Origin of the sequence: Streptomyces sp. SID5469 (assembly GCF_009862865.1) — a bacterium.
GTDB classification, from domain to species: Bacteria; Actinomycetota; Actinomycetes; order Streptomycetales; family Streptomycetaceae; genus Streptomyces; species Streptomyces avermitilis.
Map to the genome: position 1 here is coordinate 7,117,321 of NZ_WWIN01000001.1, position 22,544 is coordinate 7,139,864.

21 protein-coding genes are annotated in these 22,544 nt (G+C 71.9%); 8 read left to right on the top strand and 13 right to left on the bottom strand.

Features of this window, described 5'->3' with window-relative positions; genetic code table 11:
• Positions 1 to 4: 4 nt before the first annotated feature.
• The 4 genes from GTY58_RS30790 to GTY58_RS30805 form a co-directional block, all read right to left on the bottom strand.
• Positions 5 to 454 (bottom strand): hypothetical protein, encoded by a 450-nt coding sequence (locus tag GTY58_RS30790; protein WP_107083251.1) that lies wholly within the window; start codon positions 452 to 454, stop codon positions 5 to 7.
• Positions 455 to 771: 317 nt separating this feature from the next.
• Entirely contained in the window at positions 772 to 2,097 is a 1,326-nt protein-coding gene (locus GTY58_RS30795; RefSeq protein WP_237528920.1) for a hypothetical protein, read from the bottom strand.
• A 258-nt stretch (positions 2,098 to 2,355) separates the two neighbouring features.
• Positions 2,356 to 2,709 carry a MazG-like family protein gene (locus tag GTY58_RS30800; RefSeq protein ID WP_010987310.1) on the bottom strand — a complete coding sequence of 118 codons (354 nt, stop codon included), beginning with the start codon at positions 2,707 to 2,709 and terminating at the stop codon, positions 2,356 to 2,358.
• A 22-nt stretch (positions 2,710 to 2,731) separates the two neighbouring features.
• On the bottom strand, positions 2,732 to 3,277 hold the full coding sequence (locus tag GTY58_RS30805) for a DoxX family membrane protein (RefSeq protein WP_010987311.1): 546 nt from the start codon (positions 3,275 to 3,277) through the stop codon (positions 2,732 to 2,734).
• A gap of 165 nt (positions 3,278 to 3,442) precedes the next feature.
• Between GTY58_RS30805 and GTY58_RS30810 the strand changes: the two genes are divergently transcribed.
• Positions 3,443 to 3,769, top strand: coding sequence for a hypothetical protein (locus GTY58_RS30810; RefSeq protein WP_010987312.1), 327 nt, complete (start codon positions 3,443 to 3,445; stop codon positions 3,767 to 3,769).
• Between the two features lie 130 nt (positions 3,770 to 3,899).
• Here GTY58_RS30810 and GTY58_RS30815 read toward each other — a convergent pair whose 3' ends face one another.
• Both GTY58_RS30815 and GTY58_RS30820 read right to left on the bottom strand, forming a co-directional pair.
• Entirely contained in the window at positions 3,900 to 4,640 is a 741-nt protein-coding gene (locus tag GTY58_RS30815; RefSeq protein ID WP_010987313.1) for an ABC transporter ATP-binding protein, read from the bottom strand.
• Between the two features lie 104 nt (positions 4,641 to 4,744).
• Positions 4,745 to 6,202 carry an ABC transporter permease gene (locus GTY58_RS30820; protein ID WP_010987314.1) on the bottom strand — a complete coding sequence of 486 codons (1,458 nt, stop codon included), beginning with the start codon at positions 6,200 to 6,202 and terminating at the stop codon, positions 4,745 to 4,747.
• Between the two features lie 407 nt (positions 6,203 to 6,609).
• Here GTY58_RS30820 and GTY58_RS30825 point away from each other — a divergent pair, with 407 nt between their 5' ends.
• Positions 6,610 to 7,878, top strand: a complete 1,269-nt coding sequence (locus tag GTY58_RS30825) for a serine hydrolase (protein ID WP_107083250.1) — start codon at positions 6,610 to 6,612, stop codon at positions 7,876 to 7,878.
• Between the two features lie 278 nt (positions 7,879 to 8,156).
• Here the strand turns inward: GTY58_RS30825 and GTY58_RS30830 are convergent, their stop codons facing one another.
• Complete coding sequence (locus tag GTY58_RS30830) at positions 8,157 to 8,915, bottom strand: SDR family oxidoreductase (protein WP_037645611.1); 759 nt, start codon at positions 8,913 to 8,915, stop codon at positions 8,157 to 8,159.
• Positions 8,916 to 9,081: 166 nt separating this feature from the next.
• Between GTY58_RS30830 and GTY58_RS30835 the strand changes: the two genes are divergently transcribed.
• Complete coding sequence (locus tag GTY58_RS30835) at positions 9,082 to 10,728, top strand: alkaline phosphatase D family protein (protein WP_010987317.1); 1,647 nt, start codon at positions 9,082 to 9,084, stop codon at positions 10,726 to 10,728.
• A gap of 146 nt (positions 10,729 to 10,874) precedes the next feature.
• Here GTY58_RS30835 and GTY58_RS30840 read toward each other — a convergent pair whose 3' ends face one another.
• Positions 10,875 to 11,876, bottom strand: a complete 1,002-nt coding sequence (locus GTY58_RS30840; protein ID WP_037645613.1) for a Gfo/Idh/MocA family oxidoreductase — start codon at positions 11,874 to 11,876, stop codon at positions 10,875 to 10,877.
• A gap of 81 nt (positions 11,877 to 11,957) precedes the next feature.
• Between GTY58_RS30840 and GTY58_RS30845 the strand changes: the two genes are divergently transcribed.
• From GTY58_RS30845 to GTY58_RS30860, 4 genes are all read left to right on the top strand, one after another.
• The gene (locus GTY58_RS30845; RefSeq protein ID WP_010987319.1) at positions 11,958 to 13,397 is read left to right on the top strand and encodes a multidrug effflux MFS transporter; all 1,440 of its coding nucleotides are present in this window, start codon (positions 11,958 to 11,960) and stop codon (positions 13,395 to 13,397) included.
• Complete coding sequence (locus GTY58_RS30850) at positions 13,394 to 14,524, top strand: serine hydrolase domain-containing protein (RefSeq protein WP_202498495.1); 1,131 nt, start codon at positions 13,394 to 13,396, stop codon at positions 14,522 to 14,524. The genes GTY58_RS30845 and GTY58_RS30850 overlap by 4 nt, the downstream gene beginning before the upstream one ends.
• 12 nt (positions 14,525 to 14,536) lie before the next feature.
• Positions 14,537 to 15,535 carry a small ribosomal subunit Rsm22 family protein gene (locus tag GTY58_RS30855; protein WP_010987321.1) on the top strand — a complete coding sequence of 333 codons (999 nt, stop codon included), beginning with the start codon at positions 14,537 to 14,539 and terminating at the stop codon, positions 15,533 to 15,535.
• A 104-nt stretch (positions 15,536 to 15,639) separates the two neighbouring features.
• On the top strand, positions 15,640 to 16,299 hold the full coding sequence (locus GTY58_RS30860; protein ID WP_010987322.1) for a TetR/AcrR family transcriptional regulator: 660 nt from the start codon (positions 15,640 to 15,642) through the stop codon (positions 16,297 to 16,299).
• Here GTY58_RS30860 and GTY58_RS30865 read toward each other — a convergent pair.
• Complete coding sequence (locus GTY58_RS30865) at positions 16,268 to 17,158, bottom strand: glycerophosphodiester phosphodiesterase (RefSeq protein WP_010987323.1); 891 nt, start codon at positions 17,156 to 17,158, stop codon at positions 16,268 to 16,270. The two genes, GTY58_RS30860 and GTY58_RS30865, sit on opposite strands and share 32 nt — an antisense overlap.
• Positions 17,159 to 17,344: 186 nt before the next feature.
• On the opposite strand from GTY58_RS30865, the gene GTY58_RS30870 reads away from it, so the two are divergent.
• Positions 17,345 to 18,073 carry a bifunctional DNA primase/polymerase gene (locus GTY58_RS30870; protein WP_010987324.1) on the top strand — a complete coding sequence of 243 codons (729 nt, stop codon included), beginning with the start codon at positions 17,345 to 17,347 and terminating at the stop codon, positions 18,071 to 18,073.
• A gap of 27 nt (positions 18,074 to 18,100) precedes the next feature.
• Here GTY58_RS30870 and GTY58_RS30875 read toward each other — a convergent pair whose 3' ends face one another.
• The 4 genes from GTY58_RS30875 to efeO form a co-directional block, all read right to left on the bottom strand.
• Positions 18,101 to 19,099: a hypothetical protein gene (locus tag GTY58_RS30875; RefSeq protein ID WP_037645811.1), complete on the bottom strand. Its 999-nt coding sequence runs from the start codon at positions 19,097 to 19,099 to the stop codon at positions 18,101 to 18,103.
• A 104-nt stretch (positions 19,100 to 19,203) separates the two neighbouring features.
• Positions 19,204 to 20,070, bottom strand: coding sequence for an iron uptake transporter permease EfeU (gene efeU, locus GTY58_RS30880; protein ID WP_010987326.1), 867 nt, complete (start codon positions 20,068 to 20,070; stop codon positions 19,204 to 19,206).
• A gap of 3 nt (positions 20,071 to 20,073) precedes the next feature.
• Entirely contained in the window at positions 20,074 to 21,357 is a 1,284-nt protein-coding gene (efeB, locus tag GTY58_RS30885) for an iron uptake transporter deferrochelatase/peroxidase subunit (protein WP_037645619.1), read from the bottom strand.
• A gap of 11 nt (positions 21,358 to 21,368) precedes the next feature.
• Positions 21,369 to 22,517, bottom strand: coding sequence for an iron uptake system protein EfeO (efeO, locus tag GTY58_RS30890; RefSeq protein ID WP_010987328.1), 1,149 nt, complete (start codon positions 22,515 to 22,517; stop codon positions 21,369 to 21,371).
• Between the last annotated feature and the right edge of the window lie 27 nt (positions 22,518 to 22,544).

The following is a 22,544-nucleotide window of genomic DNA, read 5'->3' on the forward strand; positions in this document are numbered from 1 at the left end:
CCGCCTACCGCTCGAGCCGGAAGGTGGCGAGGTCGACGGCCGGCGCCGCTCCCGGCGGTGGACTGGTGGCGCCGCCGCCTGGCGCCACACCCTCCTCGGGACCCGTCGGCGCGACCCGGACGACGGCGACCTGGGTGGCCGCGGCCGGTGCCGGGAGGATCACCGTGAACGCCCCCCGGGCCTCCACGTCGACCCGGGTGATCGGCTCCGCGTGGTCCTCCGGGAAGACCTCGGCGCTCTCCACGAAGGCGCCGCGGGCGGGGACGCGGGCGAGACGCCGCCCACTGTCGTCCCGTACCTCCACGAAGTTGCCGGGACGCACTTCGGGCGGGGCGTCGAAGCCACTGATCACCGCATCGACCGGTTGTTGGGAGACGAGGCGCACCGTATCGCCCTCGTACTCGAAGATCAGACGGACGGCGGGGGAGGCGGGCGTCTGCTGCGGTGCTGCCATGCGGATCCTCCAGCTGGGACTCGGCTCCCCGCCGATGCTCCTCGCCCGCGACATACAGGGCAATGGCGACACCCGTCCGCGGCCGGGAACTCGCCCCGCCGTGCTCATGACCGTCTAACAGCGGCTCACGCAATGAGCTGAACCCGACGCGTGATCGCGCAGCACGGGGCGGGGCGGTCCCGGCGTGCGCCATTCCCGACCGCGGCTCCTGCGCCGACCGAGGCCGGGGGGTAAGCCGGTACGGCCGCGAGGCCGGGGGCAAGCCGAAACGGCCGAGGCAGCCACCGTGCCCGCGGCCGCGCCCCGGCCGCGTGCGCTCAGTTCGTGACCGTGAACCAGGTCGTCCGCGCCTTCTTCCACTCGTCGTGGGTGAGGTCCTTGGCCTCCGTGCCGTCGCCGTACAGGTCCGCCGAGCCGGCGTCGGTGAGCAGCTGGGCGCGGGCCCCGGACACGGTGAGGTCGGGCACGTCGACGACCGACTCCCAGCCGCCCGGATCGCTGGTCGGCAGGTCGAGGCGCTTGACCGGGGCGTGCGCCGGGACGCCGTCCCAGGAGTAGAGGGCGTACGGGTCGGAGTTGTCGTCGGCGGCCCAGGAACCGGCGAGGATCAGGTACTGGTTCGCCGCGTTCCTACGGATGTCACGGACCGAAAGCCCGCCGAGGTCCAGCTCGATCGGCGCACCGAAGACGGCGGACGAGCCCGTCGCCACCTTGTCGATGTTGGTGACGGGGACGAGGAGCGCCCTGCCGCCCGGCACCGCGGGAGCCAGCGGGGCGCGGAAACCGAGGTACGCGGTCGTGGTCGAGCCGGGCGCGAACTCCAGGCCCTCCACGTTGAACCCGTCGATCTGCTTGGGCACTTGGCCGTCCGCGGTGCCCGCCGCGAAGCCGTAGCGGTCGCCGTTCGCCTCGTCCCAGGCCACCAGGTCCTCGCGGAGCTTCGCGTACGAGCCGCCGTACGACAGGGAGGTGCTCGCGCCCGAACCGGTCACCTTGGTCGTGAACAGCGTGTTGCGGGCGGACTTGTACTCGCCGTCCTTGTTGTTGCCGAGCGAGCCGGTCCAGTAGATCGTGTCGCCGACGCGGGCGGCGCCCTCGATGTCGACCTCCTTCGAGACCCCGATCCGCGAGCTGAAGTCCCAGGTCTTCAGGGGCGCGCCGGACACCGAACGGTCGTACAGACGAAGGACGTTGGACTCGTCGTCCGCGACCACCACGTGGCCCCCGCCCACGTCGACGGCGGCCGAGGCGTCGCTGGAACCGGTGAAGTAGCGGGTGTCGGCGCCGTGCTGGACGGCGGCGGACGCCGCGTAGTGCAGGGTCTTCGAGGCGCTCTGCCCGTCCACGCCGGTGACCTTGAGCGTGAGGTCGGTGTAGCCCTGGCCGCGGGCGGCGACGGCGACCCGGCGGGTGGCGCCGGTGCCGGTCACGGCGACGTCGGCGGTCGTGGCCACGGAGGTCCTGCTGCTCTTGGTGACGGTGACCGTGAGCGCCCCGGCGTCGGCACCGCTCTGCGCGACGGTCACGGTCACGGCCGGGTCCCCGGCCGCGCCGACCGCGCCGGACAGATACGCCGCGGACAGTGTGATGCCGGGGGTGCCGAAACTCGCCGCCCGCGCCTGGCTTCCCGTACCTGGTCCCATGATGGCGAGCGTAAGCACTCCGGTGGCCACGGCAACCGCACGACGGCCTTTGGGGGAAACGTAGTCCAGCACAGGGACCCTTTCGTCGGCTCGATGTCGACGAGAAGACTCAGCCGCGCCCGCCAACGTGGGGCGGCCCCGCTACGTACACCGGGTGAACAACTCCGGTCGTGCGTACACCGGACGACCGGACGGACGTCCAGGGCACCGGCGGCATACGTCCGTTGCTCGTAGCCCGTGGTCAAGTCCTGCCGCCCCTCAAGGGGTTCGGGGTCCCAGCGATCGCTCCGTAACCCTCGCCAGATGCGCGGCGAACACGTCCCGCGCGTCCGGGCCGAGCGTGCGCAGCGCCACCATCGCCGTGATCACCACGTCGCACAGTTCCGCCTGCACGTCCTCCCACGTGTGTGTCGTCCCCTTGCGCGGGTTCTGGCCCGTCGCCCCGATCACCGCCTGGGCGACCTCGCCGACCTCCTCCGACAGCTTCAGCACGCGCAGCAGGAGGCCCTCCTGACCGCCGTGCGCCCGGTGGGCGTCCAGCCAGGAGTGCAGGTCCTCGATCGACCCCCAGGGGTCGGCGGATGCGTCCGGAGCCATGCCCTGATCACTCATGCGCGCAGCCTGCCACGCCCCGTCACTCCTCGAACAGCATCTCCTGCTCGCCCTGTGCCGCCCGCCGCAGCCGCTTGTTGCGCGCCCCCACCACCACCGCCGTGCCCGCCGCCGTCACACCCAGCGCCACCGGAACCATCCACCCGCGGTTCACGGCGTGACCGAGCCGATGGTCCACGGACAACCGTCCCGGCCCCGTCACCGCGAGACCCGCCCCCAACAGGGCCAGGGTCGCGGCGTACTCGTAGCCGCCGCTCTGCGCGAAGAACCCGTTGGGCGCATGCACCGCCGCCGCGCCCACCATGGCGCCGGCCGCCGCCGCACCCGCCGCGGGGGTCGCGAGCCCCAGCGCGAGGAGCGTGCCCCCGCCGGCCTCGGCGAGTCCCGCCGCCGTGGCGCTCGCCTTCCCCGGCGCGTAGCCCACGGACTCCATGAACTGACCGGTTCCCTCGAGTCCGGCCCCGCCGAACCACCCGAACAGCTTCTGCGCTCCGTGCGCGGCCAGTACCCCGCCGGTGCCCAGACGGAGCAGCAGCAGTCCCAGATCACTTCGGTCGAAACAGGTCACGACGACTCCCGGAACAGACGGAACGAACAGCGGGAAACACAGCGGGAAACACAGTGGGAAACGAACCCCTCCCGTGCCTCCACCGTCGCACCGATCACCCGTGCCCGACCGGCCCGCGCCGCCGTTCGGGTGGCGAGGCCCGGGGGCCGGTGTGAGTCTGCTGGCATGACGATTCAGGTAGCGAAACTCAGTGACCCGGCCGTCCGGGCCTTCGTCACCGCGGTGAACGCCCACGACCGGGACGCGTTCCAGGCCCTCCTCGCCTCCGGCGCGACCATGTCCGACGACGGGGCCGACCGTGACCTCACCGACTGGACCGAGCGGGAGATCTTCTCCTCCCACGGCCACATGAACGTCGACAACGAGTCCAAGGGCGGCCGCGCCCTCATCGCCCGCTACCGCAACGACACCTGGGGCGAGATGCGCACGAAGTGGAGCTTCGTCGTCGAGGACAACGGCCGGATCTCCCACTTCGAGACCGGTCAGGCCTGATCGCCCGTACGGCGTCCCGCACACCCTCGTTCTCGGGAGGTGAGCGGCCGCGGTCAGGGGGGATCAGTCCCCCCTGACCGGCCGTACTGCCAACGCCCGTACGAGCCGCCGCTACTGCCCGTACGAGCCGCTACTGCCCGTACGGGCCGCCGCCCTGCTCGGCGTACTGGGGTGCCGCGGCGCGCCGCAGCCCGCCGCCCTGCTCGGTCAGTGTGAGCTGCCCGGCCTTGATGGTGGCCAGGCGCGGTGCCCGGCGGGCGATCGACGAGTCGTGGGTGACCATGATGAACGTCAGCCCGTACTCGTGCCACAGCCCTTCGAGCAGGCCCATGATGTCGTCGCGGGTGCCCTCGTCGAGGTTGCCGGTCGGCTCGTCGGCGAGCAGCACCTTCGGCTTCTTGACCAGCGCGCGGGCGATGGCGACACGCTGCTGCTGACCGCCGGACAGCTCGGTCGGAACATGGCTGAGCCGCTCGCCGAGGCCCACCGAGCGCAGCGCGTCCGCGGCCCGCTCGCGCCGCTCCGCGGGCTTCACACCCAGCGGCACGAGCGCGGTCTCGACGTTCTCCTGCGCGGTCAGCGTCGGAATGAGGTTGAACGCCTGGAAGATGATGCCGATCTTCTCGGCGCGCAGCCGGGTCAGCTTGGCCTCGCTGATGGAGGCGAGGTCCACGCCGTCCAGCTCGACGCTGCCGGCGGACGGACGGTCGAGGCCGCCGATCATCTGGAGGAGGGTGGACTTGCCGCCGCCCGTGGGGCCCTGGATGACGAGCTGGTCGCCGTCCTCGATGACGAGGTCGATGCCGCGCAGCGCCTCCACCGTCTCCTTGCCCCGCGTGTAGCGCTTGGTGACGCCGGTGAGCTTGTACATGGGTTCTCCGTGAAAGCGTGAAGGAAGAAGGAAGGGGTCGGGGCGCCGTGACCCGGGGGGAACGGACACGAGCGCCCCGGTCGGGGGGAGGGGGAGGGAGAGGGTTACTGGACGCTGCGCAGCGCGTCGGCGGGGCGCATCCGGGAGGCGCGCCAGCCGCCTATCGCACCGGCGATCAGACCGCCGGCGATGGCCAGGCCCGCGGCGAGCGCGATGGTGGTCAGCGAGACCGGCGCGGACAGCGCGATGTCCATGGTGGTGGACGCGGCCTGCCGGCCGGGACCGCCCTGGCCGCCGGGACCGCCGCCCATAGCGCCCCCGCCGGAGCCGAGCTGCGCGGTCAGTGTCGGGCTGATCGCGGTGACCGAGTACGCCGCCGCGAGACCGATCGCGATGCCGAGGGCGCCGCCGAGCAGACCGTTCACGATGGACTCGCCCACGACCTGCCGGGTGACCTTGCCGCTGGGCCAGCCGAGCGCCTTCAGCGTGCCGAACTCACGGACGCGCCGGCTGACCGCCGAGGAGGTGAGCAGCGCGGCGACGAGGAACGCGGCGACGAGGACCGCGATGGACAGCCACTTGCCGACGCTGGTCGCCAGGTTGGAGGCCGTCGACAGCGAACCGGAGACGGTGTCCGCGAGGTCGGCGGAGGTGGTGACCGTCGTCCCGTCGATGTTCTTCTGGATGGTCGTCTTGACGGTGTCGATCTGCTTCGAGTCGGTCGCCTTGACGTAGATCGTGGTGACCTTGTTCTTCGAGTCGCCGAGCGTCTGCGCCTGCTTCAGCGGCAGGTAGACGTCGGTGGTCGACTCGCTGCTGTCGGGCGTCGCGATACCGATGACCGTGTACTTGGTGCCGGAGATCTTGATGGTCTTGCCGACCGTGTACTTGTTCTCCTTGGCGTACGACTTGCTGAGCACCGCGACCTTCGCGTTGGTCTGCGACGTCGTGAACGTCTTGCCCTTGGTGATCTTCGACGTGGCGAGCGGGCCGAGGTCCTGGTGGGTGACGTCGACGCCGGCCACCGAGTACGAGTTCACGTCGAAGGAGGCGCCGCCGCCCTGCACCTGCGGCTGGCCGGTGCTGGTGCCGCCGCCGGGACCGCCCTGGCCGCCGCCCTGCTGCTGGGTGGTCGACGACTTCGCCTTGCCCTGGGTGAAGGAACCGTCGACCTTGGTGACGTTCAGGCTCAGCGCGCCCACCGCGCTCGCCACGCCCTTCTGGGCCGCGACCTTCTCGACGAGCGAGGACTTCAGGGCCTGACCGCCCTGCGTCATCACCCGGTCCGAGCTCTGGGTGTCGCTGCTGTCCGACTTGGCGTCGAAGTCGAACTTGGGTCTGCCCGAGGCGTTGCCGGAGGGCGCCGCCTGGGCCTTGGTGACGGTCATGTCCGTGCCGAGCCCGTACAGCGACTTGAGGACCTTGTCCTGTGCCTGCTGCATGCCGGCCGACACCGAGTTGACGGTGATGACCAGGGCGATACCGAGCGCCAGACCCATGGCGATGACCAGAGCCGCCTTCTTGCGCCGGCTCAGCTCGCGCTTGAGATAGATGCCAAACATCCCGTTCCTCGAAGGTTCTTGGCGCCCGCTGTGGGCGCTGCCACAAGCTAGGGAGAAACCTTTGAGTCGTCCTGAGTAAAGGATGTGTCTGGGCTGAGAAAGTGGGGCCCGGAATCAAATTTGCATAAGACAGCGGATTCCTAAGCTGTGGAGGGCGTATTGCCAGGAATCCCCAGTTGAATGGCTCCTTGGTGAAGAGAAAGGACGGGTTCGCCCGGTGCGCGTTGTCCGGTGGGACGGTGGAGCGGCGCACGGGGCGGACCCGTTTCTCCCGGCCTCTCCCGGCCTCTCCCGGGGCCCTCCGCGCGCCTCTTCGCGCCCGCGGTGACTCCGTCATGACCCCGCCTTTGCCATGCCTTTGTCACCCCGCTGTGGGACGCCACGGACTCACTTTGTACGGTCCCCGAATGCGTGACTCCTCCCGCCTCTCCCGTCGGGCCGTCCTCGGCCTCGCCGCGGCCGCGCCCCTGGCCGCCGCCGCCCCCGCGTCCGCGTCCGCCGCAACCGTGATCGGCGGTGAACGGCTCGGCCGCTCCGGTGTCCAGGTGAGCGGCGCCTCGGGCCTGCCCAAGAAGCTGACCGCCCGCGCCTGGCTGGTCGCCGACCACGAGAGCGGCGAGGTGCTCGCGGCGTACAACGCGCACCGGCGGCTCGCGCCCGCGTCCACGCTGAAGATGCTGTTCGCGGACACGGTGCTGAAGAAGTTCGAGCGCGCCGAGCGGCACACGGTGACCGCGGACGACCTGGTCGGCATCCCGGCGGGCTCCAGCCTCGTCGGCGTCCAGGCCGGAACGACGTACACCGTCGAGCAGTTGTGGCTCGGCGTCTTCCTGCGTTCCGGCAACGACGCGGTGCACGTGCTCAGTCACATGAACGGCGGTGTCGCCGAGACGGTCGCCCAGATGCAGGCCAAGGCGGAGGATCTGCAGGCCCTGGACACCCATGTGGTGAGCCCGGACGGCTTCGACCACAAGGGGCAGCTGTCGTCGGCGTACGACCTGACGCTCTTCGCCCGGCACGGTCTCGCCGACGCCGACTTCCGCGACTACTGCGCCACGCGGACCGCCGACTTCCCGGCCGGCCGGAAGAAGACCTTCCAGATCCAGAACACGGACCGCCTGCTGACCGGCGCGTGGGGCATGGAGACGTACGACGGTCTGATCGGCGTCAAGAACGGTTACACCAGCCACGCGGGCAACACCTTCACCGGCGCCGCCACCCGCGGCGGCCGCACGCTGCTGGTGACCGTGATGCATCCGAAGTCCGGCGGCAACGGCGTCTACGAGGAGACCGCCAAGCTCCTCGACTGGGGCTTCGCACACGCGGCGAGTGCCAAGCCCGTGGGCACGCTGGTCGATCCGATCAGTGAGGGCGGGGCCACCGCGACGGCGACCCCGAGCGCCGCGGCGGCCAAGCCGGCGGCCGGGGCGCGGGCGTCCACGGCCGGCGGGCACTCGTCGTGGGGGCTGGTCGCCGGGGCCGGGGGAGCGGTGGCGCTGCTGGCGGGCGGGGCGGTCGCCCTGCGCACCCGCCGGCGCAGGACGGAAGCCGGCGCGGAGACGAGGACGAAGACGAGGGCGAAGGCGAAGGGGAACGCGAAGGGGGAAGGGAAAGCGAAGGCGGCGGCGGAGAAGGAGCCGGGGGCGGGGGAGACGAACGGCCGGGCCCGGCGCTGACGCTCACCGGCAGCCCCCGGGGGGCCTGGTGCCGAAGTTCGCGGCAGCCGCCCCGTGGCCCGGTGCTCACCTCGCGGTCCCACGCAAGGTCCGCCCCCACCCGGTGCCACGGAGCGACTGCCGCCTTCCCCCCTCGGTGTGGACCGTGCGGCCGGCGGAAGCCCTCTGCTCCATATGTGAAGTTCTGGTGAAGGAGGGTTTGAGCATAAGCCCGTCACATGCCACAACGGTCCGGATGTTCGCATTCCGCTTGTGTAGATTCGCCTGCGCCAAGTGGATCAGCCGCGGCCCGCGTACGGCATCGCAGTCGCCAGCACGGTCGCGAACTGCACATTCGCCTCCAGTGGCAGTTCGGCCATGTGTCGCACCGTGCGCGCCACATCGGCCACGTCCATGACGGGCTCGGCCGCCAACTCCCCGTTCGCCTGGAGAACTCCGCTCCGCATCCGCTCGGTCATGTCGGTCGCCGCGTTGCCGATGTCGATCTGACCGACCGCGATCCGGTACGGACGCCCGTCCAGGGACAGTGACTTGGTCAGGCCCGTCAGCGCGTGCTTGGTCGCCGTGTACGCGACCGACTGCGGCCGGGGCGTGTGCGCCGAGATCGAGCCGTTGTTGATGATCCGGCCGCCCTGCGGGTCCTGCTCCTTCATGTGCCGGTACGCCGCCTGCGCGCACAGGAACGCGCCGTTGAGGTTCGTGTCCACGACATGGCGCCAGGCGTCGTACGACAGCTCCTCGACCGGCACCCCGCCCGGGCCGAACGTACCCGCGTTGTTGAAGAGCAGGTCCAGCCGGCCGAACCGCTCCCGCACGGCCGCGAACAGCGCCGCCACGTCGTCCGGCCGCGAGACGTCGGTGCGTACGGCCAGGGAGTCGCCCTCGGGCACCAGCGCCGCCGTGTCCGCCAGGGCGTCCGGCCGACGGCCCGCGAGCGCCACCGACCAGCCGGTGCGCAGCAGTTCCGCCGCCACGGCACGGCCGATTCCGGACCCCGCCCCGGTCACCACCGCGATCTTCGTCTGCATGGCATTCATGGGCCCGCAGCGTACGGGAGGGGCGGGAGGGGCTGTGCGTACGCAGGCCGGGCGGTCCGGCATACGGAACTCATCTGTCCGACACCCGACTGTTGTGTACGCGACAGGAGATCGTTGACCCTGGCCACTCCAATGCCTTGTACAACAACCGTCAGGGGAGGGCCAGATGACACCCGCAGGCCACCAGCATCCGTCTCAGCACGCCCCCGAACTCCGCGCCGCCGCCCGTCACCTCGGGCGCCGCCGTTTCCTCACCGTCACCGGCGCGGCCGCCGCGCTCGCCTTCGCCGTCAACCTGCCCGGCGCGGGCGTGGCCGGCGCCGCCGAGTTCGACGCGGCGAAGCTCACCGACGACCCGTTCACCCTCGGCGTGGCCTCCGGCGACCCGCTGCCCGACTCGGTACTCCTGTGGACGCGGCTCGCCCCGGCGCCCTACCAGGCCGACGGCGGCCTGCCCCCGGAACGCGTCGCCGTGCGCTGGGAACTGGCCCACGACGCCAGGTTCCGCCGGATCGTCAGACGCGGGACCGCGACGGCACACCCCGAGTTCGACCACGCCGTCCACGTGGAGGTCGGCCACCTCGACCCCGACCGGGTCCTCTACTACCGCTTCCGGGCCGGCGGCTGGGTCAGTGAGACCGGCCGCACCCGCACCGCGCCCGCCACCCGCGACCGGGTCGCCGGCCTCAGGTTCGCCGCCGTCTCCTGCCAGGCCTACCACGACGGCTACTTCACCCCGTACGGGCATCTCGCCGAGGACGACGTCGACGTCGTCTTCCACCTCGGCGACTACCTGTACGAGTACGCGGTCAACTCGGCCGGCGGCGCCCGGAAGTACACCGACCGCGTCCTGCCCGACCTCTTCAACCACGAGACCACGACGCTGGAGGACTACCGGCTGCGGTACGCCCTCTACAAGTCCGACCCGGACCTGCGGGCCGCCCACGCCGCGCACCCCTTCGTCGTCACCTGGGACGACCACGAGACCGAGAACAACTACGCCGGCGACATCGACGAGAACGAGGACCCGCCCGAGGAGTTCCTGCTGCGCCGTGCCGCCGCCTACCGCGCGTACTGGGAGAACCAGCCGCTGCGCCGCCCCCAGCTGCCGGACGGACCGGACGCCCGGATGTACCGGCGTCTGGGCTGGGGCCGACTGGCCCAGTTCGACATCCTCGACACGCGCCAGTACCGCTCCAACCAGGCGTACGGCGACGGAGCGCACGTCCCCGGCCCGGAGTCGGACGACCCGGCGCGCACCATCACCGGCGCGACGCAGGAGCGCTGGCTGATCGACGGCTGGCGCGACTCGCGGGCGCTGTGGAACGTCGTACCGCAGCAGGTCACCTTCTCGCAGCGCAAGCTGGACCTGAACGCCGCCGCCAAGGTGTCCATGGACGCCTGGGACGGCTACCGGGCCTCGCGCGAACGGGTCCTCGCCGGGGCGCAGTCGGCCGGCGTCGAGAACCTGATGGTGCTCACCGGTGACGTCCACGTCGGGTACGCCTTCGACATCAAGGACGACTTCGACGACCCGTCGTCGGCGACGCTCGGCACGGAGATCGTGGCGACGTCGGTCTCCAGCGGCAAGGACGGCGCCGAGAAGCCGGCGAACTGGAACACGTACATGACCGCCAACCCGCATCTGAAGTTCTACAACGGGCGGCGGGGTTATGTGACGGTCGAGCTGGGCCGGGAGGCGGCGCGGGCCGACTTCAAGACGGTGTCCGCCGTGACGACGCAGGGAGCGCCGCTCACGACGGCCGCGTCGTTCGTGACCGAGGTGGGGGAGCAGGGGTTGAAGCCGGTGTGAGGGGGCGGGTGGCGACGGGTCGGCTTTGGCTTACGAACGTTCGTCTTGTCGGCTGCCTTGCCGGGGTGACCCCGGGATAGCTTACGAACGTTCGTCCTGCGGACCGCCCCGCCGGCCCGGCTCCGGGACAGCTTACGAACGTTCGTTCAGCGCCCCTCGCCGGGATAACGCACCCCGACCCGTTCCCGTATCGCGTCCAGCGTCCGCATCACCGCGAGCGTGCCGTCCAGGGGGACGAGCGGCGACTCGGTCTCGCCCGCACGCAGGGCACGCATCACCTCCGCCGCCTCGTGCTTGAGGCTGTTGCGGGGGCCGGCCGCCGGGTCGGCCGTGAACTCCTCGGGGTCGCGGCCGTCCCGGTGCAGGACGAAGCGGTCCGGGAAGAAGAAGCCGTGCGGGATGTCGATCCGGCCCGCGGAACCGGTGACCGAGGCGGAGACGGGCGTACCACCGCTGATGGAGCAGTGCACCGAAGCGAGAGCGCCGCTCTCCCAGGAGAGCAGCGCTCCCGTCTGGAGGTCGACGCCCTCCTCCGAGAGCACCGCTCTCGCCGCGACGTCCGAGGGCTCCCCCAGCAGCAACTGCGCGAACGAGACCGGATAGACGCCCAGATCGAGCAGCGCTCCGCCGCCCTGCGCGGGGTCGCGGAGCCGGTGCGACGGCGGGAAGGGGCCCGCGAGGCCGAAGTCCGCCTGAACGGTGCGCACTTCACCGATCACCCCGTCGTCCACCAGCGCCTTCAACCGCCGCACCAGCGGATTGCAGTACATCCACATGGCCTCCATCAGGAAGCCGTCGTGCCGCCGCGCGAGCGCGACCAGTTCCTCCGCCTCGCGCGCGTTCAGCGTGAACGCCTTCTCGCACAGCACACCGCGCCCGGCCTCCAGGCACAGCCCGGCGGCGGCCCGGTGCGCCGAGTGCGGGGTGGCCACGTACACGACATCGACGTCCTCGTCCTCGGCGAGGGCGCCCCACTCGCCGTACGCCCGGGGTATCCCGAACCGTTCGGCGAACGTCTTCGCCGACTCCTCGCTGCGCGAGGCCACCGCCACGACCTCCGCGTCCGGCAGATCCACCAGATCCGCCGCGAACGCCGCCGCGATCCCTCCGGTGGCCAGAATCCCCCACCGCACACGTTCGCTGGACATGTCCACCCCTCGGTTCGCACCCCTGCCACCCCGTACGAGCTGAGAGCATAGGTCGCGGACCGAACGAAAAGGGAGGGGCAGATGCCCGAGCGGGGCCGTACCACGCCCGGCCAGGAAGGCCCGGCGGGGGACATACCGAACACGGCGGTCGCCGCCCCGGCGCCCGTACCGTCCCCGCGGGCCCGGCAGCCCGCGCACACACCGTCCCCGAAGGCGCCGCGGCCCCCGCGGCAGCCGTCCGGTACGGCGCGCGGCGCGGCCCTGCGCCGTACCGGTCTCCTCGTCACGTTCGTGCTCGGCGGGCTCACCGCCACGCCGCCGCTGGCCATGGACATGTACCTGCCGTCGCTGCCGGAGGTCACCAGGTCGCTGCACGCCCCGGCCGCGACCGTGCAGCTCACCCTCACCGCGTGCCTGGCGGGCATGGCGTTCGGGCAGCTCGTCGTCGGGCCGATGAGCGACAAGTGGGGACGCCGGCGGCCGCTGCTCACCGGGCTCGTCGTCTACATCGTGGCCACCGCGCTGTGCGCGATCGCGCCGAACGTCGAACTGCTCGTCGCCTTCCGGCTCGCGCAGGGCCTCGCGGGCGCCGCCGGGATCGTGATCGCGCGGGCCGTGGTGCGCGACCTGTACGACGGCGTGGCGATGGCCCGGTTCTTCTCCACCCTCATGCTGATCTCCGGGGTCGCCCCGATCGTCGCTCCCCTCATCGGCGGCCAGATCCTGCGCGTCACGGACTGGCGGGGCGTCTTCGTCGTCCTCACCGTCGTCGGCATCGCGCTCACCGCGCTCGTGTGGACCAGGCTCCCCGAGACCCTCGACCCCGCCGAACGCCACGACGGGGGCGTCGGCGAGGCCCTGCGCTCCATGCGTACGCTGCTCGCCGACGCCGCCTTCACCGGCTACATGCTCGCCGGCGGCTTCGCCTTCGCCGCGCTGTTCGCGTACATCTCCGCCTCGCCCTTCGTGATCCAGGAGATCTACGGCGCCTCCCCGCAGACCTTCAGCCTCCTGTTCGGCCTCAACTCCGTCGGTCTGGTGATCGCCGGTCAGATCAACGGCAAGGTCCTGGTCGGCCGGGTCGGTCTCGACCGTGTCCTCGCGGTCGGCCTCGGCGTCATCACGCTCGCCGCGACCGCCCTGCTCCTGATGTCCACCGGTGTCTTCGGCCACGTCGGGCTCGCCCCGGTCGCCGCCGCGCTGTTCGTCCTGATGTCGGCGATGGGCCTGGCCCTGCCCAACACCCAGGCCCTCGCCCTGATGCGCACCCGGCACGCGGCCGGCTCCGCGTCCGCCCTGCTCGGCACCTGCTCCTTCCTCATCGGCGCGGTCGCCTCGCCGCTCGTCGGCATCGCGGGCGAGCACACCGCCGTCCCGATGGCCGTCGTCCAACTGGCCTCGGCACTGGTGGCCGTCGCCTGCTTCATGGCACTGTGCCGTCCCTGGAAGAGGCGTGCGAGCGAGCAGGGTGGGGGGACCCCCGGCCCGAGCGCGGCCGAGAGCGTGGGGGAGGACAGCTGAGCGCACCGAGACTGCGCATCGACACCCCGGAGCGAGCCGGCCTCGACCCGCGGGAACTGACCCGGCTCGTCCACGACGTGCGCGGCCTCACCGAGGGCGAGCGCCCCTGGGCGGCGGGCGCCGTGGTGGTCGCCGGACGCGGTCCGGTGATCGCCGTGGAGGAGGCGGCGGGGTGGGCGGTGCGCTATGCGGCGTACGACGAGAAGAAGGACGCGGGCGTCGAACTGCCGCCCGCGGCACGGGTGCCGATGACCGTGCACACGCCCTTCGACCTGGCCTCGCTCACCAAGCTGTTCACCGCGGTCGCCGCGATGCAGCAGCTGGAGCGCGGCACGCTCGGCATCGACGCGCGGGTGGCGGCGTACCTGCCGGAGTTCCGCGCGGCCGCCCAGCACGGCATCACCGTACGGCAGCTGCTCACCCACACCTCCGGGCTGCGGCCCGAACTCCCGCTCTACGACTGCCCCTCGGACGCGGCGCGCCTCGCGCTGCTGCACGCCGAACCGCCGACGTCGGAGCCGGGGACGTATCGCTACTCGGACCTCAACATGCTCCTCCTCCAGTACGTCCTGGAGCGCATCACCGGCCGCTCGCTCGACGTCCTCGTGCGCGACGGCATCACCCGCCCGCTGGGGATGACCGCGACGGGCTTCGGGCCGTGCCCGGGGGCGGCGGCGACGGAGGACCAGCGGCGGCCGTGGGCGAAGGCGGACCGCGGGATGCTGCGGGGCGTGGTCCACGACGAGAACGCCTGGGCGCTCGGCGGAGTGGCCGGCCACGCGGGCCTGTTCGCCACGGCCCGCGATCTGGCGGTCTTCTGCCGCACCCTCCTCGCGGGCGGCTCGTACGGCCCCGCCCGCATCCTCGGCCCGGACTTCGTCGAGCTGATGCTCGCGCCGCCGGGCCTGGGCTTCGCCATCGACCAGCCGTGGTTCATGGGCGCGCTGGCGTGCCGGGGCGCGGTGGGGCACACGGGCTTCACCGGGACGTCGCTGGTCCTCGACCCGGCGACGGACACGTTCCTGGTGCTGCTGGCCAACACGGTGCATCCGCGACGCCGGCCGGCGGACAGCGGGCCGCGGGCGGCGGCGGGCACACGGCTGGCCCGAGCCGTGCGCGGGACCTGAGAGAATCGCGAGGTGAACGCCCCCGCCTCCGCAACCGACACGCTGCGCTCCGCCCTCGCCGGGCTGCTCGCCGGGCTGCCGCCGAAGCAGGCCGCCCAGGCGGTGGACCGGCTGATCGCCAACTACCGGGGGCGGACCCCGACGCACGCGCCGGTGCTGCGGGACCGTTCCGACGTGGCCGCGTACGCCGCGTACCGGATGCCCGCGACGTTCGAGGCGGTGTGCGCGGCACTGGACGCGTTCGCGGACGCGGTGCCGCAGTGGACCCCGGCGAGCCATGTGGACATCGGTGGCGGTACCGGCGCGGCGACCTGGGCCGTGAGTGCGACCTGGGACGGCGAGCGCCCGGTCACGGTCCTCGACTGGGCCGAGCCCGCGCTCGCGCTGGGCCGTGAGATCGCCGCCGCGAACCCGGCGCTGAAGTCCGCCGAGTGGCAGCGCTCTCGTATCGGAGCGGCGCTCACCGTCGAGAGCACCGATCTCGTCACCATCTCCTACGTCCTCGGCGAGCTGACCGAGGCCGACCGCACCGTGGTCGTGGACGCCGCCGCGGCCGCCGCCCAGGCCGTCGTGATCATCGAGCCCGGCACGCCGGACGGCTACACCCGCGTCATCGACGCCCGTGAGCGCCTGATCGCCGCCGGCTTCCGTATCGCCGCGCCCTGCCCGCACAGCGCCGCCTGCCCCATCGTCCCCGGCGAGGACTGGTGCCACTTCTCCGCCCGGGTCAGCCGCTCCTCCCTGCACCGCCAGGTCAAGGGCGGCTCCCTGCCCTACGAGGACGAGAAGTTCAGCTATGTCGCGGCCGCCCGCTTCCCGGTCGCACCGGCGCCCACCCGGGTCGTACGCAAGCCGCAGATCCGCAAGGGCCAGGTGCTCCTCGATCTGTGCGGCCCGGACGAGTCCCTCCACCGCGAGACGGTGACGAAACGTCATGGGCCGCTGTACAAGGCCGCCCGGGACGCGGAGTGGGGCGACGGCTGGCCGCCCCCGGAGGACACCTCCACCTGAGGCGGCGCCGGGGAGGCCGCCCGCGGGAGCGCGCACGAGGCGGGCACCCGCGGAGAGCCGCGCATGCGAGACGCCCCGTCTTGTCGCCCTGGTAGGTTCGGCCCATGGTCAAGAAAGCCGTCCCCGACTCCACCCGCCGCAGTACGAGGTCCCGTCGCGCGATCTACGACGCCGCCCTCGCCCTCGTCGGCGAGGTCGGCTACCCGAGGACCACGATCGAGGGCATCGCCGCCCGTGCCGGCGTCGGCAAGCAGACCATCTACCGCTGGTGGTCGTCTAAGGCGGAGGTGCTCCTGGAGGCGTTCACGGACCTGAGCGCCCAGGCCGCCGAGGCCGCGGCCCGGCCCGGCCCGGAGGAGGGCGGCCAGGAGGGCGGCCAGGGGGAGAACGGCATCCCGGACACCGGCGACCTCGCGGCCGACCTCAAGCTCGTCCTGCGGGCCACCGTCGATGAACTCCTCGATCCCAAGTTCGACATCCCCGCCCGGGCGCTGGCCGCCGAGGGCGTGGTCGACGAACAGGTCGGCGCCGAGTTCGTGACCAAGCTCCTCGAACCCCAGCTCCAGCTGTACGTGCGGCGGCTGCGCTCCGCACAGGAGCACGGCGACGTACGCCCCGACGTCGACCCGCGCATCGCGCTCGAACTCTTCGTCTCCCCGCTCGCCCAGCGCTGGCTCCAGCGCACCGGCCCGATCACCCACGCCTACACGGACACCCTCGTCGACTACGCCCTCAACGGCCTGGCTCCGCGCCGGCCGTCCTGAACCCCTTCGGGCGCTTCACCGGGTGGCGGGCCAGCCGCCCCGGCGCGTCCGTGACGACGCCGTTGCAGCCCAGCGCGAGCACCCGGTCGCGCTGGGCGGGCGTCACCACCGTGTGCGCCCACACCCGGGGGATCCCGGACCGTACGGCCCGTACGAGATCGGCGTCCCGCGCCTTGTGGTCGACGTCGAGCAGATCCACGTACGACGCCCAGCGCGCGGGCCGGTCGGTGCGCAGCTGCTCCGCCGAGCGCCACAGCTGGGTGACCAGGCCGAGACCGTGGGCGCGCCGGGCCACCTCCGGCCGGTTGGAGTTCACGAACACCGACCGCGCCAGACCGCGGCCGCGGATCAGCCCGGCCAGTGCGCCGAGGCTCTGCGGGTCCTTGGCCTCCAGCATCAGCACCACCCGCCCGCCGAAACGATCCAGCACCTCGGCGACCGTCGGCGGCCGCTCCGCCCGCCAGGTCCCGGGAACCCTGCCCTCGGGGCGCACCCGCACCTTCCGCCAGTCGGCGAGCCGCAGTTCCCGCACCGGGCCGTGGGTGTCCGTGGTGCGGTCGAGGGTCGCGTCGTGCAGCACCACCAGGGTCCCGTCGCCCAGCATGCGGGTGTCGAGGTCGAGCACCTGCGCCGTACCGCGCGCGTACGCCGCCGTCAGGCCCGCCATGCTGTTCTCCGGCACCTCGCGGGCGCCGCCGCGATGGGCGACCTGGACGACGCGGGGCAGGGAGGCCACCGTCAGCGGGCCGGTGCCCCACTCCAGCGGGGCGGGGCCGCCGCCGTGTCCGGTGAGGGCCGGCGGAGTGAGACCGGCGAGACCCGCGAGCCCGACACCCGTGAGCGTGATCCATGTGACCATGCCGATCACGGTAGGGGGGTAAATGCCGTGAAAGGGCGCAATGACACTCGACCCGGGACGTGGGCGGCATCGCCCCCGCCACCCCGGATGAGAGCTCCGGTCACCTGGGGCGCAGGATGGTGGGACCATAGGGGGACGGTGGGCCGCGAGGCACGCTGTCCGCACCACAGTGAGGCGAGGGGATACATGAGCGCAGAGTTCGGCCGCCGCACGAGCGGGCAGGGCAGGATCTCCCAGTGGCTGCGTGGACGCCGCCCGAAGGAGGCCGCCGACAACGCCGGTGGCCGTGAGGCCCTGCTGCTCGCCGCTGCCGACGCCGGGCTGCCGCTCGCGCCGGCCGCGCATCCGGCCGGCTACCGCTGTTCCTGCGACCGGGTCGGCTGTCCCACGCCCGCCCGGCACCCCGTCTCCTTCGCCTGGCAGACGCAGTCCACGACCGACCGCGCCCAGATCGAGCGCTGGGCCAGGCACCAGCCGCAGGCCAACTTCATCACCGCCACGGGCATGGTGCACGACGTGCTCGACCTGCCGCGCGAGGCGGGCGACGAGGCCCTGGAGCGGCTGCTCGCCTCCGGCATCGAGGTCGGCCCGGTCGCCGCGACGGGCGACGGACGGCTGCTCTTCTTCACGCTGACGCGCGGTACGCCGGAGGACGAGGACGAGTGGTGGCCCTGCGAGCTGGACTGCCACCCCGAGACGATGGACGAGCATCCGGGCCTGCGCTGGCACTGCCGGGGCTCGTACGTCCTCGTACCGCCCGCCCAGCTGCCCGGTGATCTGACGGTCGACTGGGTACGAGGGCCCGAGCACCCCCTGCCCGACCCGCTGACCCTCCTCGAAGTCCTCACGGACGCGTGCGCCCGCTACGCGGGAGCCGACACCGACCGGCTCGCCGCCTGGCCGCACCAGGGCTAGCCGCGAGGAGCGGGCGGCGGCGGCCGGCTACTCGCCCTTCGCCGCCGTCAGTCCCGCCACCTTGCTCAGGAACGTCACCCGTTGGTCGCCGGAGCCCTTCGCCGGGTCCAGTACCGCCTGGTTCGAGACGAACTCCATGGTCAGGGACTGCTTGGGGTCACCCGTCATCAGGGCCTTGATGTTCGGGTCGTTGACCGTGATGTTCACGCCCTGCGCGGCCGTCTGCTTCTCGTAGTGGTGCGTGACGAAGAAGACCAGCGCCCCGCCGTCCGTGGTGCGCAGCCCCAGCGGGGCGTGGTCGCCGGAGTTCAGCGGCTCGTCCATGTACTGGCGCGCCAGCCCCGGCTTGCTCGCGTTCTTCTTGCGCCCCGCCCGCAGCCCGGAGGTGAACCGGCCGTCCGCGAACGTGTCGCCGCCGCTCTTCAGATACGTCGCGTAGGCCGCACCGAGCTTCTGGGGGCGTACGGCGAGCGCCGCGTCGTCCGCCGTGACGGGCTCGGCCCAGCCGTCCTTGTCCTTCTTGAACCGCGGCACGTCGGCGGGCGCGAGGGCCGTCAGATACGACACCTGCCACACGTCGTTCGCGCTGCCGCGAGTGAAGACCAGAACCCAGCGGTTCTTGTCGCGGTTGGAGGCGGTGTCGGCGACGAACCAGCGCGGCCAGCCCGCCTTCGCGGGAATGGCGAACTTCGCGTCGGTCAGCTTGAGCGGCGTGTAGTCCGTGTTCCCGGCCGGGGCGGTCTTGTGGCCGGCCTCGAGCTTCGCTCCGTCGATGTCGGCGAGGGCACCGGTCACCCGGCCCGCGTCCAGCGAACGGTCGTTTGCCTTCTGTGCCTTGTTGTACGCGGTGAGGAAGCCGGCGAGGGCACGCGTGGCCTCGCTCTTCTTCGCCGCCGGGAGGACCTCCCGCTCGCCGTGCACCACCACGCACCCGCTCGCCGTCAAGGACAAAGCGGTCGCCGCGCCGGTCGCCAGGGCGAACCGGCCGTACTTACGAAGCCCGCGAGCCCCGCGATCCCTGCTCATCAGGTACTTCACCTTCCCCTTCCCGGAGGCGAACCCTACCGGGGCGGGGAAACGCGCGGACGCCGGGTTCAACTACCGCGCTCACACCGTGACCTCGCCGGCCGTCACACTTCCTCGCGGACCGCGGGAGGCGACTGCGCCTCCCCCTTCCCGTTCCCCTTCCGGGAGAGGAGGCCCGACGGCGCGAGGAAGATCGCGAGGGTCGGGATCAGGTACACCAGCCACACCGTGACCTGGATGACCGTCGGGTCCGGCTGGAAGTTGAGGACGCCCTTCAGGAGGGTGCCGTACCAGCTGTCCGGGGGGATGGTGGCGCTGATGTCGAAGGCCAGGTTCGTCAGACCCGGGACCAGGTCGGCCTCCTGGAGGTCGTGGACGCCGTACGCGAGCACGCCCGCGGCGACCACGACGAGCATGCCGCCGGTCCAGGTGAAGAACTTGGCGAGGTTGATCCTCAGGGCGCCGCGGTAGAAGAGCCAGCCGAGGAGGACCGCGGTGGCCAGGCCCAGGGCGACGCCGATCAGCGGGCGCGGGGTGCCGTCGCTCGCCGCGTGCACCGACGCCCAGACGAACAGGGCGGTCTCCAGGCCCTCCCGGCCCACCGCCAGGAACGCGGTCGCGACCAGCGCCCCCGTGCCCATCGCCAGCGCCGCGTCGAGCTTGCCGTGCAGTTCGGACTTCAGGTGCCGGGCGGTGCGCCGCATCCAGAAGACCATCCAGGTCACCAGGCCCACGGCGACGATCGACAGCGAGCCGCCGAGCATCTCCTGGGCCTTGAACGTCATTTCCTGGGAGCCGAATTCGAGGACGCACCCGAAGCCGAGGGCGACGGTGACGGCGACGGCGATACCGATCCAGATCGGCCGCAGGGCGTCCCGGCGGCCCGTCTTGACCAGGTACGCGATGAGGATGCAGACGACGAGGCTGGCCTCGAGCCCCTCGCGCAGGCCGATCAGATAGTTGGAAAGCACCGGCTACGCCTCCTTGGAGAACAGCGCGCGGCCCCACCAGTCGTCCTTGTCGCGGACGCCGGGCGGGACGGCGAAGACCGCCGAACCCACATGCTGGATGTACTCGTTGAGCGCGTCGGTGCGCGACAGGCTGCGCTGCACCGGGATGAAGCCCTTGCGGACGTCACGCTGGTACGCGAGGAAGAACAGCCCCGCGTCCAGGCGGCCGAGGCCGTCCGTGCCGTCCGTGAAGGAGTAGCCGCGGCGCAGGAGCGTGGCCCCGTCGTTGGAGTCGGGGTGCGCGAGCCGTACGTGCGCGTCGGGCTTCATCGCCTTCAGGAACGGCTTGTCGCGCTCCTTGGCCTTGCCGACCGGCGCGCCCTCGCCCTTGTCCCGGCCGAAGACGTCCTCCTGCTCCTGGAGCGAAGTGCGGTCCCAGGTCTCGATGTTCATGCGGATACGGCGCGCCACGAGATACGAGCCACCGGTCATCCAGTGGGGACCGTCGTCCTCGCCCACCCACACGAACTTCTTCAGCCGGTCCGTCTCGGTGCCCGCGATGTTGCGGGTGCCGTCCTTGAAGCCCATCAGGTTGCGCGGGGTCTGCGCGTCCGGCGTCGTGGACGAGGTCTTGCCGAAGCCCAGCTGGGACCAGCGGATGGCGACCTTGCCGAAGCCGATGCGGGCGAGGTTGCGGATCGCGTGCACCGCGACCTGCGGGTCGTCCGCGCAGGCCTGGATGCACAGGTCGCCGTCGCTGCGGGTCTTCTCCAGGTTGTCGCCCGGGAACTTCGGCAGGTCGACCAGGGCCTCGGGGCGCTGGTCCGCCAGCCCGAACTTCTCGAACAGGGAAGGACCGAAGCCGATCGTCAGCGTCAGCCGCGACGGCTTGAGGCCCAGTGCCTCACCGGTGTCGTCCGGCGGCGCCTCGGCCAGGCCGCCGTACGCGCCCTCGCCGACCGCGTGCCCGGCGGTCATCCGGGCCGCGGCCCGCGTCCAGTCCTTCAGCAGCTGGACGAACGCGGCGCGGTCGTCGGTCTTCACGTCGAACGCGGCGAAGTGCAGCCGGTCCTGCACCGGCGTGGCGATGCCGGCCTGGTGCGCGCCGTGGAAACCGATCGCGGCGCCCGTCTCGGCGGCGGTCGGGTCCACGTCGTTGCCGGTGCGGGCCATGGCCACCGCACCGCCGGCCGCGGCGGCGCCGAGCGCGAGGCCCGCGCCGCCCCAGCCGATCAGTGAACGCCGGGACGGGGCAGGGGCGCCCGCGTCCTCTGCGGTGGTTTCGGTGGTGTTCGTGGTGTCCGTCATGGGGGCCTCGCTCACTTCACGACCGCGGCGGCAAGCTTGGACAGGGGCTCGGCGAGCGCGTTGACCGCGTCCGAGAGCTCCTTGCGGTCGGCCTTGCCGACCTTGTCGTACGAGGTGAAGTCGTAGGAGGTCTTGTCCGTGCGGTACTTGTCGAGCAGCGTGTTCAGCGCCGTGAACTGCTTGTCGAGCTCCGTCGCCAGGGCCGCGTCGTTCTCCTTGGCGACCGGCTTCAGCAGCTCATACGCCTTCTGCGCGCCCTCGACGTTGCCCTTGAAGTCGCTCAGGTCGGTGTGCGAGTAGCGGTCCTCCTCGCCGGTGACCTTGCCGGTGGCCACCTCGTCGAGGAGTTCCTTGGCGCCGTTGGCCATCGAGGAGGGGGTGATCTCGGCCTTGCCGACGCGCTTCTGCCAGTCGGTCAGGTCGGTCACCAGCTGGTCGGCGAGCTTCTTCTCACGGTCGCCGATCTTCTTGTCCTGCCAGAGGGACTTCTCCAGCCGGTGCCAGCCGGTCCAGTCCGTGGCCGGATCCTGACCGTCCTCCAGGCCGTCCTCGCGGACGTCGACCTTCGGGTCGATGTCACCGAAGGACTCCGCGACGGGCTCGGTGCGCTCCCAGCCCAGGCGCGAGGTCGCGAACTCCTTCTTCGCGGCCTCGATGTCGCCCGCCTTGACGGCCTTGGCGAACGCCTCGGCCTTGGGCAGCGTCTCGTCGGCCTGCTCCTGCGCGTACTCGCGGTAGGCGGCGACCGCCTTGTCCAGGCGCGGGTCCCGCTTGGCGACCTTGCCGCCGGTGACGGTGAGCTTCTGGCGGACGCCGTGGCCCTTCATGCCGGGGCGGCAGGCGATCTCGTACGAGCCCGCCTTCACCTCGGCGGTCAGCGTGTACTTGGTGCCCGGGCCGATGTTCTCCTTCTCGGAGACGATCCGGTCGTCCGGGAAGACGATCTCGACCTCGGTGGCCTTGGAGCCCTTGTTCTCGATCTTCAGCGTGACCTGGCCGGCCGGTACCGACTTGGTGGAGGTCTCGCACTTGGAGTCGGCGGCGGTCACCTGGATCGCGTCGCTGCCCGAGGCGGTGCTCTTCTCCGTGCAGCCCGTGACGGCGGTCAGAGCGGCCGCGGTGGCGGCGGCGGTGACGACTGAGAGTCGGACGGCTCGCATGAAGGCTCCAAGAGAACGACGGACAAA